The sequence below is a fragment of the Sphingomonas sp. GV3 genome (assembly GCF_031082075.1).
In the GTDB taxonomy this organism is placed as follows: Bacteria; Pseudomonadota; Alphaproteobacteria; order Sphingomonadales; family Sphingomonadaceae; genus Sphingomonas; species Sphingomonas beigongshangi.
In genome coordinates this window covers 304,538-317,182 of the sequence record NZ_JARWLE010000001.1, presented here as the reverse complement: position 1 = coordinate 317,182, position 12,645 = coordinate 304,538, and the positions used below count along the sequence as shown (strand labels likewise).

13 protein-coding genes are annotated in these 12,645 nt (G+C 67.6%); 6 read left to right on the top strand and 7 right to left on the bottom strand.

The window, feature by feature from the left end; all coding sequences use genetic code 11:
* Positions 1 to 28: 28 nt before the first annotated feature.
* Positions 29 to 931, bottom strand: coding sequence for a LysR substrate-binding domain-containing protein (locus tag RF701_RS01500; protein ID WP_308813837.1), 903 nt, complete (start codon positions 929 to 931; stop codon positions 29 to 31).
* Positions 932 to 1,020: 89 nt separating this feature from the next.
* On the opposite strand from RF701_RS01500, the gene RF701_RS01495 reads away from it, so the two are divergent.
* Entirely contained in the window at positions 1,021 to 1,881 is an 861-nt protein-coding gene (locus RF701_RS01495) for an aldo/keto reductase family oxidoreductase (RefSeq protein WP_308813836.1), read from the top strand.
* Here the strand turns inward: RF701_RS01495 and RF701_RS01490 are convergent, their stop codons facing one another.
* Positions 1,882 to 2,193 carry a helix-turn-helix transcriptional regulator gene (locus RF701_RS01490; protein WP_210358722.1) on the bottom strand — a complete coding sequence of 104 codons (312 nt, stop codon included), beginning with the start codon at positions 2,191 to 2,193 and terminating at the stop codon, positions 1,882 to 1,884.
* 130 nt (positions 2,194 to 2,323) lie between these two features.
* On the opposite strand from RF701_RS01490, the gene RF701_RS01485 reads away from it, so the two are divergent.
* Positions 2,324 to 3,058: an SDR family oxidoreductase gene (locus tag RF701_RS01485; protein WP_308813835.1), complete on the top strand. Its 735-nt coding sequence runs from the start codon at positions 2,324 to 2,326 to the stop codon at positions 3,056 to 3,058.
* Positions 3,059 to 3,253: 195 nt separating this feature from the next.
* A complete protein-coding gene (locus RF701_RS01480; RefSeq protein WP_308813834.1) occupies positions 3,254 to 4,132 on the top strand; it encodes a polysaccharide deacetylase family protein in 879 nt (292 codons plus the stop codon).
* 90 nt (positions 4,133 to 4,222) lie between these two features.
* Here the strand turns inward: RF701_RS01480 and RF701_RS01475 are convergent, their stop codons facing one another.
* A complete protein-coding gene (locus RF701_RS01475) occupies positions 4,223 to 5,254 on the bottom strand; it encodes an acetamidase/formamidase family protein (RefSeq protein WP_308813833.1) in 1,032 nt (343 codons plus the stop codon).
* A 123-nt stretch (positions 5,255 to 5,377) separates the two neighbouring features.
* On the opposite strand from RF701_RS01475, the gene RF701_RS01470 reads away from it, so the two are divergent.
* On the top strand, positions 5,378 to 6,505 hold the full coding sequence (locus RF701_RS01470; RefSeq protein WP_308813832.1) for an alpha/beta fold hydrolase: 1,128 nt from the start codon (positions 5,378 to 5,380) through the stop codon (positions 6,503 to 6,505).
* A gap of 121 nt (positions 6,506 to 6,626) precedes the next feature.
* On the opposite strand, the gene RF701_RS01465 is transcribed toward RF701_RS01470, so the two are convergent.
* From RF701_RS01465 to RF701_RS01455, 3 genes are all read right to left on the bottom strand, one after another.
* Entirely contained in the window at positions 6,627 to 7,490 is an 864-nt protein-coding gene (locus RF701_RS01465; RefSeq protein ID WP_308813831.1) for a serine hydrolase, read from the bottom strand.
* A 108-nt stretch (positions 7,491 to 7,598) separates the two neighbouring features.
* Positions 7,599 to 7,889, bottom strand: a complete 291-nt coding sequence (locus RF701_RS01460; protein WP_210358717.1) for a DUF2218 domain-containing protein — start codon at positions 7,887 to 7,889, stop codon at positions 7,599 to 7,601.
* Entirely contained in the window at positions 7,886 to 8,542 is a 657-nt protein-coding gene (locus RF701_RS01455; RefSeq protein ID WP_308813830.1) for a PadR family transcriptional regulator, read from the bottom strand. The genes RF701_RS01460 and RF701_RS01455 overlap by 4 nt, the downstream gene beginning before the upstream one ends.
* A gap of 150 nt (positions 8,543 to 8,692) precedes the next feature.
* Here RF701_RS01455 and RF701_RS01450 point away from each other — a divergent pair, with 150 nt between their 5' ends.
* Positions 8,693 to 10,021, top strand: a complete 1,329-nt coding sequence (locus RF701_RS01450) for a replication-associated recombination protein A (RefSeq protein WP_308813829.1) — start codon at positions 8,693 to 8,695, stop codon at positions 10,019 to 10,021.
* 9 nt (positions 10,022 to 10,030) lie between these two features.
* Here the strand turns inward: RF701_RS01450 and asd are convergent, their stop codons facing one another.
* Positions 10,031 to 10,918: an archaetidylserine decarboxylase gene (gene asd, locus RF701_RS01445; protein ID WP_308813828.1), complete on the bottom strand. Its 888-nt coding sequence runs from the start codon at positions 10,916 to 10,918 to the stop codon at positions 10,031 to 10,033.
* Positions 10,919 to 10,951: 33 nt separating this feature from the next.
* Here asd and RF701_RS01440 point away from each other — a divergent pair, with 33 nt between their 5' ends.
* Positions 10,952 to 12,604: an aminotransferase class III-fold pyridoxal phosphate-dependent enzyme gene (locus RF701_RS01440; RefSeq protein WP_308813827.1), complete on the top strand. Its 1,653-nt coding sequence runs from the start codon at positions 10,952 to 10,954 to the stop codon at positions 12,602 to 12,604.
* The last annotated feature ends 41 nt before the right edge of the window (positions 12,605 to 12,645 follow it).

The following is a 12,645-nucleotide window of genomic DNA, read 5'->3' as shown; positions in this document are numbered from 1 at the left end:
TCGACCGCGGCCGCGCAGCGTGCCCGCGTCACGCCTCCGCACGGACGAAATCGACAAAGGCGCGGAGCGGCGGCGGCACCAGCCGGCGCCCGGAATAATAGAGGAAGGGGCCGGAAAAGGACTGCCACCAGTCGTGCAGCACCGGTTCCAGCGCCCCGCTGTTCAGTGCCGGCCGCAGCCAATCCTCGAACAGATGGACGATCCCCCCACCGGCGATCGCGACGTCGACCAGCAGGTCGACCGCGCCGGCGACGCTGGCGACGAGGGGACCCTGAGGTTCGACCCGGACGATCTCGGTGCCGCGCTCGAACTCCCAAGGGCCGGTCAGCGCCCCGCTGCCGAACCGTCCGCGCAGGCAGGGATGCGACAGCAGGTCGCGTGGATGGCCCGGCCGCCCTCGCGCGTCCAGATAGGCGGGCGCCGCCGCCGTCGCGAACCGCTGCACGCGAGGGCCGATCGGCACGGCGATCATGTCCTGCTCGAGCCGCTCGTCATAGCGTATGCCCGCATCGCCGCCCGATGCCACCACGTCGACGAACCCGTCCTCCGCGACGATCTCGACCTGGATGTCGGGATAAGCGGCGAGGAACCGCGGGAGGATCGTCGGCAGCACCAACCGCGCCGCGCTCACCGGCACGTTCAGGCGCAGCGTTCCCGCCGGACGGTCGCGGAACAGAGCGATCACGTCGAGCGCCGCCTCCACCTCGCCCAGCGCCGGGGTCAACCGCTCGATGAGCCGCGCGCCCGCCTCCGTCGGCACGACGCTCCGCGTCGAGCGATGCAGCAGGCGGACACCCAGATGCGCCTCCAGCCTACGGACCGCCTCGCTCAGCGTCGACGCGCTCGACCCCGCCGCGCGGGCCGCATCGCGAAAGCCGCGCGCCCGTGCGACCGACAAAAATGCGTTCAAATCGGCGAGATCGGCCTTCATCGTTCGGTTTTCCGCACAGCCTGTTCGGATATCTCCCGCTTATCGCGAAGATAGGCAACACGTATCTCCGGCCGGTAAGGAGACAGACGATGATCGAACAGGCAGGCACCTATTCCTTTGCGGGTCGTACCGTGAAGCGGCTGGGCTATGGCGCGATGCAACTCGCCGGCTCGGGGGTGTTCGGACCGCCCCGCGACCACGACCAGGCGCTCGCCGTCCTGCGGACCGCGCTCGACGCCGGGGTCGACCACATCGACACGAGCGACTTCTATGGCCCGCATGTCACCAATCGATTGATCCGCGAGGCACTGGCGCCCTATCCCGACGATCTGCTGATCGTGACGAAGATCGGCGCCCGCCGCGGCGACGACGCATCATGGTTGCCCGCGTTCGAACCCGATGACCTCGCGCGCGCGGTGGAGGACAATCTCCGGAACCTCGGTCTGACGTCGCTGCCCATCGTCAACCTGCGCCTGATGTTCGGCGTCCACGGCCCGGCGGAAGGCTCCCTCGCCGCGCCGCTGAAGGCGCTGGCGGACCTCCAGCGGCAGGGACTCGTCGAGCATATCGGCCTCAGCAACGTCACGCCCGCGCAGTTCGAGGAGGCGCGCGGCATCGCGCCGATCGTCTGCGTCCAGAACCAGTACAACCTCGCACACCGCGCCGACGACGATTTCATCGACGCGCTCGCGGCGGAGGGCGTCGCCTACGTCCCGTTCTTCCCGCTCGGCGGGTTCAGCCCGCTGCAGTCGACGGCATTGTCCGATGTCGCCGCACGGCTGGGCGCGACGCCGATGCAGGTGGCGCTGGCATGGCTGCTCCGGCGCTCGCCCAACATCCTGCTGATCCCCGGCACGTCGTCGCCGGCCCATTTGCAGGAGAACCTCGCCGCGGCCGCGCTGTCGCTGCCCGGGGCGGCGGTCGCCGAACTCGATGCGATCGGCCGGTGATCAGACCGGCCGATTGGCGAGCACCGCGTCGAGCAGACCGGGGAAACGCGCGTCGAATTCCTCGCGGCGCAGCACGTTGCTCATCTCCCGCCCCGCCTGGGTTGTCTCGATCAACCCCGCCGCGCGCAACAGCTTGAGGTGATTGGACAGCGTGCTCTTCGGGATCGACTCGCACGGTGCGGCATCGGCGCAGCTCAGCCGTTCCGCCGTCGCGAGCCGCGCCACCATGCCCAGCCGATTGGGATCGGCCAGGGCGTGGAGCGCCAGATCGAGCGGCACGTCCTCCAACCGGGGATGGGTGAAACGGGGCATGGGCACGATATAGGACGAATAATTCGATTTAATAGTTCGGGATCATTGAACCGTTGAACCGATGTCCCATCTTCCTCGGGCCGACAGCGCACGATGCCGTGATCGCGGGCAAGGAATTTGGAGACTGCACATGTCACTTGAAGGAAAGAAGGCGCTCGTCACCGGCGGTTCGCGCGGCATCGGCGCGGCGATCGCCAGGCGGCTCGCCGCAGACGGCGCCGCGGTCGCCATCACCTATGCCGGCAACAAGGCCGCGGCGGAGGCCATCGTCGCCGCCATAGAGGGTGCCGGCGGCACGGCCTTCGCGTTCCAGGCGAATGCCGCCGATCCTGCGTCGCAGCGCGCCGGGGTCGAACAGGCGGCGGATGCACTAGGCGGTATCGACATCCTCGTGCACAATGCCGGTGTGGCCGAATTCTCGCTGATTACGGACGACACGGACGAGACCTACGAGCGGCAGTTCGGCGTCAACGTAAAGGGCCTCCACGTCGGCACGCGCGCGGCACTGCCGCATCTCCGGGACGGCGGCCGGATCATCCTGATCGGCAGCATTTCCGGCGAGAAGGCCTTTCCGGCGACCACCGTCTATAGCGCGACCAAGGCGGCGGTGGCGGCGCTCGCGCGCGGCTGGGCGAAGGACCTCGCGCCACGCAACATCCTGGTCAACACGGTGCAGCCGGGACCCATCGACACCGACATGAACCCCGCCGACGGCGAATTCGCACAGCAGATGACCGGCGCCATCCCCCTCGGTCGCTATGGCACGGTCGAAGAGGTCGCGGGCGCCGTCGCCTTCCTCGCGGGCCCGGACGCCAGCTACATCACCGGCACCACGCTGAACATCGACGGCGGCGCGACCGCCTAACGCGTCCCTTGCCAGACCCCTCCCGCCCGGGAGGGGTCGATCGCTCTGCGATGTGGCACGGAGCGGGCGTTCCCTCGATCCAGATGGAGCCCACGGCCGACGAAGGAACGCGCAGCCCCCCATCGGCCGAGAGGCGATCACCCTGCCGCCGACCCATGCCGGAGCCGTTTCGGCCGCCCGCTCGTTCCTGCGCCCATGAGCCGCGACCACGACCGCTACCCCTATCGACCGATCACCGACCGCTCGGTGTACGACTGGCCCGGCGGCGCGCGCCTTGCGCTCTATTTCGGCGTCAATCACGAGGTCTTCGATTTCGGCGGCGGGCTGGGCGCGGAGCTGGCACCGTCGCAGACCGAACCCGACGTGATGAACTATGCCTGGCGCGATTACGGAAACCGCGTCGGGGTATGGCGCCTGTTCGACCTGTTCGATCGTTTGAACCTGCGCACGACCGCGCTGCTCAACGCCGACGTTCTCGATCGCTGTCCCGGCCTCGCCGAGGCCTGCCGCGATCGCGGCGACGAGATCGCCGCGCATGGCGGCAGCAACGCCGCCGCGCAGGGCCGCATGCACCGCCATGGGGAGGATCGCATGATCCGCGACGTGACGGAGCGGCTCGCCGCGCTCGGAACGCGGCCGACCGGCTGGCTCGGCCCATGGATTTCAGAAAGCCGCCACACGCCCGACCTCCTCGCGAAAGAAGGCTACAGCTACGTGCTGGATTGGGCGCACGACGACCAGCCGACGCGTCTCGCCACACGCGAAGGCAGCCTGTTGTCGATACCATATTCGCAGGAGATCAATGATATACCAGCCATTATTCAGCGCAGGCAGGAGGCCGAGACCTTTGCCGGCATGATCCGGTCGGCGGTAGATCAGCTATTGTCCGAATGCGATCGCCGGCCGCTGGTGCTGGGCATCGCCTTGCATCCCTACATCATGGGCCAAGCGCACCGCGTGCCGCCGCTCGCTCGCGTCCTCACGGCGCTGCGCGAGGCGAACGATCCCCGCATTTGGTGGACGACTGCGGGCGAGATCGCGACGTACGTCACCGCCAACGGGCTGGCGGCCTGAGCCAACGAGGCGGCTCGCCGGAGGCCAGCCGCCCAATATAACCATCAAGAACAAGACATTTGTCGGATAACCTGATGAGCGACGGGATGTTCATCGACCGACGAAGACATGCTTGGGCAGCACGACGTGCACGCCCTTGTTGCGATCCACGAGTTCGGTAACCTCCACGTCGCCGGCGGTACTGACGAGCATATAGGCGTCGTCGCGCGTCATCCCCCTGGCAGCAACGAGGAACGCGATCATGTTCCGCACGGCCTTGCGCGCGGCGTTGGACAGGTCCTCGTCATAGCCCATGGCGACATAGGCGTCGGGAGTCTCGGCGCGCGGATAGGCCGCCTCGGTGGCAGGCCCCTCCCCCTGCTTGTGCAGGATGAGCTGCAGCGTCCCCGTCAGCGATGTCTCAAGGGCGGTGATATCCACCTCGCCATTGCCCTGCGCCGCATGGCCGTCACCGACCTCCAGCAGGCCACCCGGCGCATGCACCGGCAGGAACAGCGTCGTGCCCGCGACCAGCAGGCGATTGTCCATGTTGCCGCCGTGGATCGATGGGGCGGTGGAGTCGTAGCGGCCGAACGCCGCTGGCGGGGCGACGCCCATAGACCCGAAGAAGGGATGCAGCGGCACCTCCACGCCGGGGGCGAGCCTGCCGACCATGCGGCGCCGGTCCAGTGGCACGATCTTGACCCGTCGATAGGGGAAATCGTCGGTGAGAAAGCCCGTCGTCGGACCGAAGGCGTTGTAGGCGTAGGGGATGGCGAGGTCGATCTTGAGGATCCGCACCTCCAGCGTGTCGCCCGGCTGCGCGCCTTCGATCGCGATCGGCCCGGTGAGGATATGCCCGCCGGGCCCTCGCGCCGATGCCGGCACGCCGTCGAACACCGCCCGCAGCGAAGGCTCCACCTGTTCCGCGGGCAGTCCCGCCGCTTCCAGCCCCTTGGGACTGTTGGTGATCAGCGTATGCACGACCACCGTGTCCCCCGACCGCACCGTCAGCACCGGGGTCGCGCCCGCTTCATAATGCCCCCATGCGACCGTGGCCGGCGTCGCGGGCAGGTCATATTGCTTGGCGCCGGCGGCGCTCGACACCGCGAGCAGCAGCGCCAATTTCCAGGTCACGGCCATATCGATCCTTCCTCCATCCTAGCGAAGCCTAGGGGCTGATCCACGTTCGTGGAAGCGGTGCCACGGCGATCCGCTCTGATGACAATGACTTGCCAGCCGTTCGATCAGCGGCGACGATGGGTCATGGTGTTCCTAGCCCCGCTTCTGCTGCTGCAGGCCGCAACCGCGCTCAGCGCGCCCCAGCCGCAGGCTCAGTCTCAGTCTCAGCCGCTGGCCCCCGCGGCCAGGCCCGCTCCGGCCGTCTCGCGATGGCCCGCGCGCGACGCGCAGTTCACCATCCGCGATTTCCGCTTTCGATCCGGCGAAACGCTGCCGACGTTGCGCATCAATTACACCACTTTGGGGCAGCCGCACCGCAACGCCAGGGGCGAGATCGACAATGCCGTCATGGTGCTGCACGGCACCGGCGGGACCGGGCGACAGTTCCTCAGCCCACAATTCGCGGACGAACTCTACGGGCCCGGCCAGCCGCTCGACATCGCCCGCTACTGGATCATCCTTCCTGACGGGATCGGCCACGGCAAATCGTCGAAGCCGTCCGACGGGCTGCGCATGCACTTTCCCCAGTACGACTATGACGACATGGTCGAGGCGCAATATCGGCTGCTGCACGATGGTCTGGGGATCCGCCGGATGCGGCTGATCATGGGGACCTCGATGGGGTGCATGCACAGCCTCGTCTGGGGCGAAACCCATCCCGATTTCGCCAGGGCGCTGATGCCGCTGGCCTGCGAGCCGGTCGAGATCGCAGGGCTCAACCGCATGTGGCGACAGCTCGCGATCGACGGGATCAAGGCCGATCCCGCCTGGGCGGGCGGCGACTATCGCGCGCCGCCGGTGCAGGGACTTCGCACCGCCGCCAGCCTGTTGTTCGTCGCGGGCGCCGCTCCCCTGTACTTCCAGGCGCAATATCCCACGCGCGACGCTGCGGCGACCTTCGCGCGAGAGCGCGTCGCGGCGTCGATCGCGGCGACCGACGCGAACGATCTCATCTACCAGCTGGATGCATCGCGGCATTATGCGCCCTGGTCGCGGCTCGAGACGATCACGGCGCCCACCACCTGGATCAATTCCGCCGACGATTTCATCAATCCGCGCAACCTGGATTATCCGCGGCGTGCGGTCGCGCGGATGAAGGACGCGCGGTTCGTCCTCATCCCCGAAAGCGACGACACGCGCGGGCACGGCACCCATACCGCCGCCCGCTTCTGGAAACAGGATCTGGTCGCGTTGCTCCGGCGCAGCGAATAACGTCCGGGCGTCCCGCAGGCGCCTCGCCGGCAGGCCACGTGCCGCGCGGCGTCGATCCGCCGTCAGCGGTACGAGATGCTGTCGCGGCGAACCCCGAAGCCGTGACGGCCGGGGCGGCACGTCAGCGCAATTGCATGAACATCGCCAAGGCGTTCCGCTCGCTGTCGGCGAAATAGTCGTAGAGACGACGCGCGATCGACGCGATGCCGGACTGTCGATCACGCCCGCCGCGGGCGAAGATGGCGACCGCCACGCGGTGACCGTCGGGCATGGTGACGAACCCGACGTCGTTGGTGACGCCGTCGAGCGTGCCTGTCTTGTCCTCCACTGTCGTACCCGTGGGGAGCAATGCCCTGATACGATGCGTACCGGTCGCGCATCGCCGCATGAGGTCGAATAGGAAGGTGCTGCTTTTGGGGGTCAGCACCGTCGCGTCCACCAATCGTCCCAGCAGCGCGACCATGGCATTCGGCGTCGCCACGTCCTTCACGTCCGCCAGATGGCCACGATCGCGCAAAAGCTGCGCGATCGTCCGGTCGACCCGTATGCCTGCCATGTCGTGCGAGCGCAGCCATTGCTGGACGACGGCAGGCCCGCCCAGCGCGGCGAGAAGCTGGTCCGCCGCCTGGTTGTCGCTGCGGACGATCATCAGCTCCATGGCCTTCGCCGCGGTCCGCCCCGCGACGGTATCGCTCATGCTGCGGCGTCCCCTGTCGACATCGGCGAGATAGGCGGCGGCGATGGCCAGCTTCACGGTGCTGGCCATCGCAAAGGACACGTTGCCGTTGACCGCCACGCTGGACCCGTCGCGAAGATCGAGCGCCGCAATACCATATTCGCCCGGTCGTCCGCTCACCAGGGCACTGAGCTGGCGCTCGAGGCCGATGAGATGGGGCGACGTCGCCGCCGCTGCGGGGATGGGCGACAACAGGGTCGCCGCCATGCCGGTAAGAAGGAAGAGGCGGGAAAGCATGGGTGCGCGCATGATCGGCCTTGTTCTACGTCCTTGGCTTACCCTTAATACGGCAAGCCTGAACAGACCCTCTCCGCCTTTCGACCGGATTCTTGTCGCCGCCTCCAACCACCGTGCCGCTTATCCCCGACGCCAATCGAACGTCAGCGGCGCCTCGCGGAAGGCGAAGCGGTCGAGGTGGCTCGCGACCACCTCGCGCATCCGCGCCTCGTCTTCGCCGTCCGGCACCGTCAGCAGCAGGTCGAGCGTGTCGTCGCTGGCCCGCATCTCCAATCGTGAGGCGTTAGGGAAGACGATCGACCCCTCCTCCGCGGTGAAGACGACCTCCATCTTGTGGCTCCAGTGTTTCGCCAGTTGCTGCAGGTAGCGGCTCGACGAATGCGTCGGCACGCGCGCGACCGACACGCTCATTTCAACCGCTCCACCTTTTGCGCCGCTTCGTCGAGGATGCCGGCGATACGATGGATCCTCTCCACCTCCGCCTCTCCCTTGGGGACGGCATTCTGGATCGCATGGCGCAGGTTGCCCATCGCACGCTGGATCGGCGATCGCATCCAGCCGACCCTGTCGCGCTCCGAGCCGACATCTGTCAGCCGCTCGATCAATGTCGCTACCGCATCGGCATTCTTGGCCAAATGCGCCCGCCCCGCCTCGGTTACCGCGAAACGCTTGCGGGAACCCTCGCTTGCCTGCTCCTCGATCAACTCCATCTCGTCCAGCATCGACAGCGCCGGGTAGACGACGCCGGGACTTGGGGCATAGGCGCCGCTCGTCAGCTCCTCGATCGCCTTGATAAGCTCATAGCCATGGCGCGGAGAGTCCGCGATCAGCTTCAGGAGGACGAGGCGCAGCTCGCTGCCATCGAACATGCGTCGTCGGCCACCGCCACCGCCGCCGCCGCCGCGACCGGCATGCTCCCCGAAGATTTCGGCGAACCGCTGCTCCAGTCGCTCGCCCCATTGTTCCCAGCCGCCGCGCGGCCCGAAACCGTTCGCGCGCCCATGCGCATAGGCACCGTTGCCGCCATGACGGCCGTGATCGCGGTGATCCCTATGATCGAACATCATCAACTCCATATCTCGATGCACTCAAGATATATCTTGATCTTGAGTCGTCAAGATGCCTCAAGATATATCTTGGAAAACCACCAAAACACTGCGACTTTTGTGACCTTCCACGTCGACGCACCCGCCCTGGCATCCTATCTTCCGAGCATGGCAGACCTGCTGACCGGGCTCGAACCGGAGCCTCCCCCCAATGCCTCCGGACCCGGACCCGATGCGCCGCTCGCCGATCGTCTCCGCCCGCGGACGCTGGCGGAGGTCGTCGGGCAGGAGCATCTGACCGGTCCCGACGGGGCGATCGGGCGTATGGTCGCGGCCGGCCGCCTGTCGTCGATGATCCTGTGGGGGCCGCCCGGCACGGGCAAGACGACGATCGCACGCTTGCTCGCGGACGCGGTGGGCCTGCGCTTCGTCCCGATCAGCGCGGTCTTCTCCGGCGTCGCCGAACTGAAAAAGGCCTTTGCCGAGGCGCGCGACCATGCGCGCATCGGCAGGCGCACCCTGCTCTTCGTCGACGAGATCCACCGGTTCAATCGCGCGCAGCAGGACGGCTTCCTCCCCTATGTCGAGGACGGCACGGTGACGCTGGTCGGCGCGACCACGGAGAATCCGTCGTTCGAGCTGAACGCGGCGGTGCTCAGCCGCGCCCAGGTGCTGATCCTGCATCGCCTCGGTGCGCCCGCGCTGACGAAGCTCCTCGGACGGGCGGAGGCGGCGGAAGGTCGCGCCCTGCCCCTCACCCCCGCCGCCCGCGAGGCTATGGTCGCGCAGGCCGACGGCGATGGCCGCTTCCTGCTGAACCAGGCCGAGACGCTGTTCTTGGTCGAACTGTCGGAGCCGCTCGATCCGGCGGGCCTGTCGGCATTCCTGCAGCGGCGCGTCGCGGTCTACGACAAGGATCGCGAGGGTCACTACAATCTGATCAGCGCGCTGCACAAATCGATCCGGGGCTCCGACCCGCAGGCGGCGCTTTACTATCTCGCCCGCATGCTCACGGCGGGCGAGGAACCGCTCTACCTACTCCGGCGGCTTACCCGCGCTGCGGTGGAGGATATCGGGCTCGCCGATCCGCAGGCCTTGGTGCAATGCATCGCGGCGAAGGACACCTACGACTTCCTCGGCTCGCCGGAGGGGGAACTGGCGATCGCCCAGGCCTGCCTGTATCTCGCCACCGCCCCCAAGTCGAATGCAGCCTATAAGGCGCAGAAGAGCGCCTGGCGGACCGCGAAGGAGACGGGCTCGCTGATGCCGCCCGACAACATCCTCAACGCACCGACAAAGCTCATGAAGAAGATCGGCTATGGCGCCGATTATGCCTATGACCATGATGCGGAGGATGCCTTTTCGGGCGCGAACTACTGGCCGCAGGATCTGGGCCCGCAGCGCTTCTACGAACCCACCGGGCGCGGGTTCGAGAAGAGGTTGCAGGAGCGGCTCGCCTATTGGGACCAGCTGCGTCGCGAGCGCGGCGGGGCATAAGGTTTGCCGTCATCCGTTTCGTGGCAACGACGGCGGATCGAGGAAGGCGATTGCATCCCCGGCCCGGATCGCCTCGCCCTCGACCAACTCGCGCCGCAGGCGCACGCCCCTGGGCACGAAGACGAGGATCGTCGATCCATGTTCGAACCAGCCCATTTCAGCGCCCTTGGACAAGGCGACATTGCAGGCGAGTCGTGCCGATCCTAAGTCGCGCAGGCATTGCGCGCTGTCCAGGAACACCAAACGGATGCTCGCCACTAGGATCGCCGCGACCGGCACCAGCAGCATCGGCGTTCCATCCGCAAGCCGCGCCTCGATGACGGCCCTCTCGTTACGGCAGAAAAGCCGCTCGACACGCTTAAGCGCGATCGGATTGACGTTCCAGCAGTCGCCGGAGAGATAGGTCAATCCCTCGACGGTCAGATCGTGCGGCGCGTGGAACCGGTGATACATCCCCGCGGTCAGGCGCAGCGTCACGAAGCTGCCGTCGCGGAACCGCTCGACCAGGGCGGGATCGGGAATGAGGTCGCCGAGCCGGTAGGGGAAGCCCTTGACCTGGTACAGCGCATCGCCGTCGATCCGGCCGTGCGCGCCGACGATCGCGTCGCAGGGCGCGGCGATCGTCGCCGGGTCGGGGTCGAACCGACGCGCGCCCGGCTTCAACGCCCGGGTGAAGCCATCGCGCAGGGACCGGAACCGCGTCGTCGCCGCGTCCGACAAATCGACTCCCCCGAAAAACCGCCACAAGGCGATTGCGGGTTTCGCGACCAGCGGATGCTCGACGCGGGCGATCCGGCCCACCACCGTCGTCGCGAGACGACGGGGAAGACGGTTGGTCAGGAGGAAATTGACGTCCTCCTGCATCAGCACGCGCATCAATCCCTTCGGCGCTGTCATCGGCGCGTCACGCGCGTGCGCTCAGTCGCATCCATGTCCATCCTCCTCTATCCCATCGCCGCAGGCGCCGGGCTGATCGCCGCGGCCAAGGGGCGCCGGCGCCTCGCGCTGTCGCGTGCCAAGCATCGGTCGCTCGGCGGGCACGTCCGCATGGCGAAGCGCATCGCCGGCCAGATCCCCTTCTACGAATATGGCCCCGACCGCTTCTTCCGGGCCGACGGCGCACCCGACGAGATCGTCGCACGGCGACAGGCCGCCTTCGAACGGCTGGGCGCGCTCTACACGACGCGGTTCGCCAGAACGCTGGCGCTGACGCGTGCGACCCGCGACGGCCTGTCCGACCTGCAGTTCACCGGCGCCTATCGCGTGCCCTTCCAGTTCAGCCGCCGCGTTCGCGAGACCTTGGGCACGGGCGCCTTCCTCGAACGGTCCGACGGCCCCAATGTCTATGATCTCGACGGCAACCGCCTGATCGACCTGACCGGATCGTACGGTGTCAACCTGCTCGGCTATGACGCCTATAAGCAGATGATCCGCGAGGGCGCTGCGCTGGTCGAGGATCTCGGGCCGGTGCTCGGCGCGCTGCATCCGGTGGTCGCGGACAATGTCGCGCGCCTGCGTGCGCTGTCCGGCATGGACGAAGTGTCGTTCCACATGTCCGGCACGGAGGCGGTGATGCAGGCAGTCAGGCTCGCGCGCTACCATACCCGCCGGCGCCGTCTCGTCCGGTTCGCCGGAGCCTATCATGGCTGGTGGGGCGACGTGCAGCCGGGGATCGGCAATCCCGTCCCCGCCGACGGCACGCTGACGCTGGCCGACCAGTCGGAGCAGACGCTGCATGTTCTCGCCACGCGCAAGGACATCGCCTGCGTGCTCGTCAATCCGCTGCAGGTTCTCCACCCCAATGGCGCTGCCCCGTCCGATGGACAGCTCGTCGACGGCGGGCGGAAAGCCGGCATCGACCGCGACGCCTATGCCGCCTGGCTGCGCCGGCTGGCGGCGGTATGCCGCGCCAACGGCATCGTGCTGATCCTCGACGAGGTCTTCGTGGGCTTCCGCCTCGCGAAGGGCGGCGCGGCGGCCTATTTCGATGTAAGGCCCGACCTTGTCACCTATGGCAAGACGCTGGGCGGCGGTCTGCCCTTGGGGGTTCTCGCGGGACGTACCGATCTGATGAAGAGGTGGCGCGACGATCGCCCCGTCGACATCTGCTTCGCGCGCGGCACGTTCAACGCGCATCCCTATGTGATGGGATCGATGAATGCCTTCCTCCGCCACATCGACGGACCCGCGGGCGACGCGCTGTACGACGGGCTCGACCGGCGCTGGGACGCGCGCGCCGCGATGCTCAACGCCGCGCTGGCGGCTGAGGGGTTGCCGGTGCGCGTCGCGAACATCCAGACGATCTGGAGCGTGCTCTACGACGCGCCCTCGGCCTACAACTGGATGCTGCAATTCTACCTCCGGGCGGCGGGCCTTGCGCTCAGCTGGGTCGGCACGGGGCGACTGATCTTCAGCCTCGACATCGACGACAGCCTGTTCGCCGAGATCGTCGAGCGGTTCGTCGGGGCGGTGCAGACGATGCGCGACGACGGCTGGTTCTGGCATGCGGAGGGCGCGACCAACAAGGACGTCCGCCGGCGGCTGCTCCGCGAGACGATCGCGGCTCGGTTCGGCCGAGGCTGAAAGGCCACCGAAGGGTGGCGCAGCAGCACCCCCCTCGATGG

Bases quoted from the DNA above. Each gene is read 5' to 3' on its own strand.
- RF701_RS01495 (WP_308813836.1), top strand. From the start codon at position 1,021: ATGATCGAACAGGCAGGCACCTATTCCTTTGCGGGTCGTACCGTGAAG.
- RF701_RS01490 (WP_210358722.1), bottom strand. From the start codon at position 2,193: ATGCCCCGTTTCACCCATCCCCGGTTGGAGGACGTGCCGCTCGATCTG.
- RF701_RS01450 (WP_308813829.1), top strand. From the start codon at position 8,693: ATGGCAGACCTGCTGACCGGGCTCGAACCGGAGCCTCCCCCCAATGCC.
- asd (WP_308813828.1), bottom strand. From the start codon at position 10,918: ATGACAGCGCCGAAGGGATTGATGCGCGTGCTGATGCAGGAGGACGTC.
- RF701_RS01480 (WP_308813834.1), top strand. From the start codon at position 3,254: ATGAGCCGCGACCACGACCGCTACCCCTATCGACCGATCACCGACCGC.
- RF701_RS01440 (WP_308813827.1), top strand. From the start codon at position 10,952: ATGTCCATCCTCCTCTATCCCATCGCCGCAGGCGCCGGGCTGATCGCC.
- RF701_RS01465 (WP_308813831.1), bottom strand. From the start codon at position 7,490: ATGCGCGCACCCATGCTTTCCCGCCTCTTCCTTCTTACCGGCATGGCG.
- RF701_RS01485 (WP_308813835.1), top strand. From the start codon at position 2,324: ATGTCACTTGAAGGAAAGAAGGCGCTCGTCACCGGCGGTTCGCGCGGC.
- RF701_RS01470 (WP_308813832.1), top strand. From the start codon at position 5,378: ATGGTGTTCCTAGCCCCGCTTCTGCTGCTGCAGGCCGCAACCGCGCTC.
- RF701_RS01500 (WP_308813837.1), bottom strand. From the start codon at position 931: ATGAAGGCCGATCTCGCCGATTTGAACGCATTTTTGTCGGTCGCACGG.
- RF701_RS01475 (WP_308813833.1), bottom strand. From the start codon at position 5,254: ATGGCCGTGACCTGGAAATTGGCGCTGCTGCTCGCGGTGTCGAGCGCC.
- RF701_RS01455 (WP_308813830.1), bottom strand. From the start codon at position 8,542: ATGTTCGATCATAGGGATCACCGCGATCACGGCCGTCATGGCGGCAAC.
- RF701_RS01460 (WP_210358717.1), bottom strand. From the start codon at position 7,889: ATGAGCGTGTCGGTCGCGCGCGTGCCGACGCATTCGTCGAGCCGCTAC.